6 protein-coding genes are annotated in these 4,268 nt (G+C 64.9%); all 6 read right to left on the reverse strand.

Annotation, left to right across the window (positions count from 1 at the left end; genetic code table 11):
- Nucleotides 1-119: 119 nt before the first annotated feature.
- The gene (locus IPK20_22070; protein ID MBK8019103.1) at nucleotides 120-365 is read right to left on the reverse strand and encodes a hypothetical protein; all 246 of its coding nucleotides are present in this window, start codon (nucleotides 363-365) and stop codon (nucleotides 120-122) included.
- Between the two features lie 141 nt (nucleotides 366-506).
- Nucleotides 507-2,942: a bifunctional DNA primase/polymerase gene (locus IPK20_22075; GenBank protein ID MBK8019104.1), complete on the reverse strand. Its 2,436-nt coding sequence runs from the start codon at nucleotides 2,940-2,942 to the stop codon at nucleotides 507-509.
- Nucleotides 2,939-3,133, reverse strand: a complete 195-nt coding sequence (locus IPK20_22080; GenBank protein MBK8019105.1) for a hypothetical protein — start codon at nucleotides 3,131-3,133, stop codon at nucleotides 2,939-2,941. Before IPK20_22080 ends, IPK20_22075 begins: the two co-directional genes overlap by 4 nt.
- Entirely contained in the window at nucleotides 3,133-3,558 is a 426-nt protein-coding gene (locus IPK20_22085; GenBank protein ID MBK8019106.1) for a hypothetical protein, read from the reverse strand. The genes IPK20_22080 and IPK20_22085 overlap by 1 nt, the downstream gene beginning before the upstream one ends.
- Before the next feature lie 195 nt (nucleotides 3,559-3,753).
- A complete protein-coding gene (locus tag IPK20_22090; GenBank protein MBK8019107.1) occupies nucleotides 3,754-3,993 on the reverse strand; it encodes a hypothetical protein in 240 nt (79 codons plus the stop codon).
- On the reverse strand, nucleotides 3,990-4,187 hold the full coding sequence (locus IPK20_22095) for a helix-turn-helix domain-containing protein (protein MBK8019108.1): 198 nt from the start codon (nucleotides 4,185-4,187) through the stop codon (nucleotides 3,990-3,992). Before IPK20_22095 ends, IPK20_22090 begins: the two co-directional genes overlap by 4 nt.
- Between the last annotated feature and the right edge of the window lie 81 nt (nucleotides 4,188-4,268).

Consider the following 4,268-nt stretch of genomic DNA (forward strand, 5'->3'; position numbering starts at 1 on the left):
CAAGAACCAGCACGCCACACTCAGGGCACGGTGCAGGAGGTCGAGTCGGCATTGAGAAGTGTCCACGTTCATGGACACGTAAGGTATAGCGTCTCAGTGGTAACAATCCTGACCACCACTCAACATTCCACGTCCAGTCCATCACTCAACGGCAGCGCCTCCCGTACCTGCCCGGTCTTCTGTATCCACAGCGTGATGAGCCTCTCTCCAGTCGAGTGCTTCATGTCCCCGTACTTCGACTGACACAGGGCGGCATGACTCACCCCCACCTCTGCAGCGGTCTGGCGCAAGCTCAGCCCTGCCTTCTTGAGATCCTCGAAGACAATCGCCCAGTGAACCCGAAGAAAGACCTGGTCACGTGCCATCGTTCAGGGGTTCAGGGGTTTTAGGGGTTTGTTCCGAGCCACTCTTCATTTTTGTCAATGAGGCTTTCTTTTCTTCCTTCTGACACTTTCTCGCGTTGATTAGAGAAGAACCCCTAAAACCCCTAAACCCCTTGAATCCCCTCACTGGGGGTTGAACTTCTCAACCCGCCACAGCGCCGAGCCATTGCGGTCTCCACCGCGCTCGAACTTCTTGGCATCGAGGATTCGCCCGGCGTGCCTCTTGAGCCAATGGCCCAAGCGCCGGGCGTTGACAGTGCCGCCCCGGTCGCCCGCTACCGTTCGTAGCGCCTCCATCAGTGGACCCGCACGAGAGTCGATCTTGTCCTCGGCGGCGGTCATCACATCGGACACCGTCACGTCCAGCTGCTCGAATCGCGCAAACCAGGCGCGCAGCAGGGCGAGCAGCTCGAGGCGGAAGGGATCGTCGGCATCCAGGGAGGCGGCCGACAGATACGGATCTCGCTCGGACAACCACACGAGCGGAGCCCGGACCATGTTCGACCAGTGATCGAACCGGCCCCAGGGCGTGACGTACTTCGACGGCGATTCACCAGAGACGATGAACGCCCGCATGATCGTGAGTCCAGCCGCGACGAGTTTCGAGCGGTGTTCCTGGAACCACACCCGGATGTCCTGCTTGAACTCTCGCAGCTCCGGCCGCTCCATCTTCGGGTCCAGTCGAGACAACAGAGCGCGAGTTCGAAGGTCGCCGGCAATCGTCAGCTGGTTGCCGTTCGCGATCCACATCGTGCACGTCGGCACGTGAGCCATCTGAGACACACCCAGCACGCGGCCGGCGAACGTCTCGCTGGTGAGCGCCGTGCACAGCCAGTCGCCCTGCAGCGGCCGGTCCACGTTGTCGATCATCACCACCGGATCGCCCGCGATCAGAATCGCCAGCGCGGTCTTCTTGGCCTCTTCCTCCGTCTCCGGGAGTTGCATGGCGGGTGCGACAACCCCGGAAGCCATGATCGAGATCAGATCGGCCACCAGCGTCTTGCCGCTGGCCATCGTCGGCGCCGTGATCGCAATCAGCGGCGCACTCGGTAGGGATCTGCGCACCAGGGCCGTGAGGGCGGCTGCCAGGATGACCGCCTTGTCGACCTCGTCCTGGAACGGGAAGGTCGAGAACGCCCGATGCAGATAAGCCAGCGCGCCCTGCGCGTCGTCCATCGTGGGGTTCTCGTCAATCTGCGGATATGAAAAGCCACACGGGTCGTACCACGTGCGGGTGCTCGCGTCATACCCTGGTGTCTGCAGCACCGTCCCGTCAGGTCGGAGGGTCGGGGCCGTGATCGCGGCCAGCAGGTGAGGAACACGCCAGCGGCCCGAGCGGGCCAGATACGTCTCGGCCACCTTATCCGGGCAATTCACCACACGCCAGTCGTCGGCGCGTTTGTCGTACCGCTCCCACACCGCCGCCCTGGTGAAGGCCTCCACCAGGTACGCCTTGTCCACCTCGCGCAGCGACAGATCGGCCGGCGCCACGCGCTTGAAGTTGCGCACGCTCGTCGACTCGCGCCGGACGATCCTCACCAGCTGCCCGCCGCGCTGATAGATGCCTTCGGCCGAGCGCATCAGTGCGCTCTCGGCATCGTCCACCACGCGCGGCAGCTGGCCGTCGACCCATCGGATCGTCGGACGCGGATCATCGTCGGGAGGTGAGCCGCCGCCGTCGTCCGTCGGTGGGGGCGGTTCCGGAGGCTTGGGCTTGCGCGGAGATCGCCAGCCGGCCTGTGTGGCCATCCAGTAGATCGACGCCAGCGTCGCGCGCTGCGCCGGTGCTTTCGCGAACGTCTGCCAGCGCTTCTCACAGGCCCCGTCCTCGAACTTGCTCGAGGTCCTCGACCAGCGGATCCACTCGTCCAGCGCCGCACCGCCGGAGCCGTGATACAGCGCCGCACCCACCGTGATCCACTGCGGATACTCGTCCGACGGCAACAGCGACAGCGCCGAACGCAGCTTGTTGAGATCCTCGTTCCACGGCCCGGCCGGCGCGCCACCCACCGCCGCAGGAGATTCCGCCGGCACCGACACCAGGCGCACCAGCCAGGCGGGCGCGGGCTGCAGCGGCGGCAGCTCACCGGTAAGGCAATCCCAGTCCTCGAACGCGTACCGCTGCTGAGTGACCGACGGCTCCACCACGATGTAGCCGCCATCGCGCTTGACGTCGATCCCCTCGGAAAGCTTGCCCTTGCGCACCTGGTCGTTCCAGGCGAAGAGGTAGTGCGTTCCGCCCCCTCCGGTCTGCTGCACGAGTGCGCCAAGCCCGGAACCCTCCACGCGATACTGCTCCAACAGCGTCGTCCAGGCCGTGTCGCCGTGATTGCGCGGATCCACATCCACCACCCAGAAGCCGCTCGTCGGGCCGCAGGGCACACCGATGTTCGCGTCCGGGTGCGCCGTCCACCAGCGCTCGATGATCTTCGTGTCGCGCGTGGCCAGCTTGAAGCCGCCCTTCGGACCGAGAACAGGGTGAGGGCGCTTGCCCTCCAGAGGAAACACCGGCCATCCGATCGCGGCATAGGCCAGCGCATATTCGACGGGAGACGTCATGCTGCCGGCGTCGCCTCCTGCGCACGAATTTCCGCCGCCAGCGCGCGGTAGCACGTCGTGCCGTCGCGCGGATCGAGCAGCAGTGCGCGATTCGCCCACCAGCGCTCGTCAGACGTCAGGCCGTAGTGCTGCCAGACGAGCTCGACGTCCTCGCCGATGAACGTCGAGGGTTCGGCGGGAGACTGCACCATCACACCTTGCGCAGACTGACGGGATCCTCCACCACCATGCCCCGCAGCCGATCGCGCAGCTCGGCCAGCGCCGTCATCGCTTCAATGGTCTGCTCGTCGAACGACTCGAACTCGTGGTCGGACGATGTCACCGTGGCCGCGGCCACCAGCTCGAGCAGCTGCTCGTCGGCAATCCCCTCGTACACCACGGCCCGGATCGGATCCAGGTACCCAAGGTGTCGGCAGATCGCCCGTACCATCCGGTGATCGCCGGTCAGCCCCATGATCTGCACCGCCTCGCGCAGCGTCAGGTGATGCCGGAACTCGTTGCGATTGACCTTCGAGTCCAGCACCTTCGCGCTCTTTCCCATCCGCGGGGCGAGAGCCTCGGCGCCGCCTGGGTAATCGTGCACCGTGTTATATGCGGCATCTTCGATGGCTGACATGTGAGCGACCTCCCTAGACACACGTTTTTTTCTGGACGCCCGCAGCGCACCATGGCGCCATGGACACACACCACCAAGAAGCGACCGCCGACGCGATCGCCGAAAGAGAAAGGCGCGGCGTGCTGCTGCCGCGCGTAAACCTCCGCCTGCTGGAGACCAGAGTGCGAGCGGAGGGGGAGGAGACGAAAACTGACGTCATCGCAGAGCGAACGACCCTATGGGCGCCGTGAACGGTATCGGGGCCGGACCCAAACGTGGTCGATACGAAACCTGGCGCTCGTCGTCATGGATCGTCGTGACATCCAACGACTCCATCACCGGATTGCTCGATACCGAGTGCACCAGGTGCGGCGGTAGCTCAAGCAGCAGGCCGGGGACGGGTTCAGGTCGATGGATCTCGGTCCACCGATGGTCGTAGAGCGCGTAGTGCCTCATGCCTGCGCCTCCTGCGGCTGCTGCTGGTGGGGTGGATCGAAGATGTCGGGCCGCAGCTCGTGACGCTTCACCGCGCCGCCGGTCACGCGCTCGATGTCACCGCACCGTTCGATGGGCACGCCGCGCTTGCGCCAGTGCAGCACCGCCATGGGAGTGAGGCCGAGCGCACGGGCGAGACCGGCCCAGGAATCCATGGCATCGGCGGCACGTTCGAGAGGAGTTGACTTGTCCACGCGGCGAATTAAACATCGTGTTTAGTTGCGATGTCAACACGA

The sequence above is a fragment of the Betaproteobacteria bacterium genome (assembly GCA_016713305.1).
In the GTDB taxonomy this organism is placed as follows: domain Bacteria; phylum Pseudomonadota; class Gammaproteobacteria; order Burkholderiales.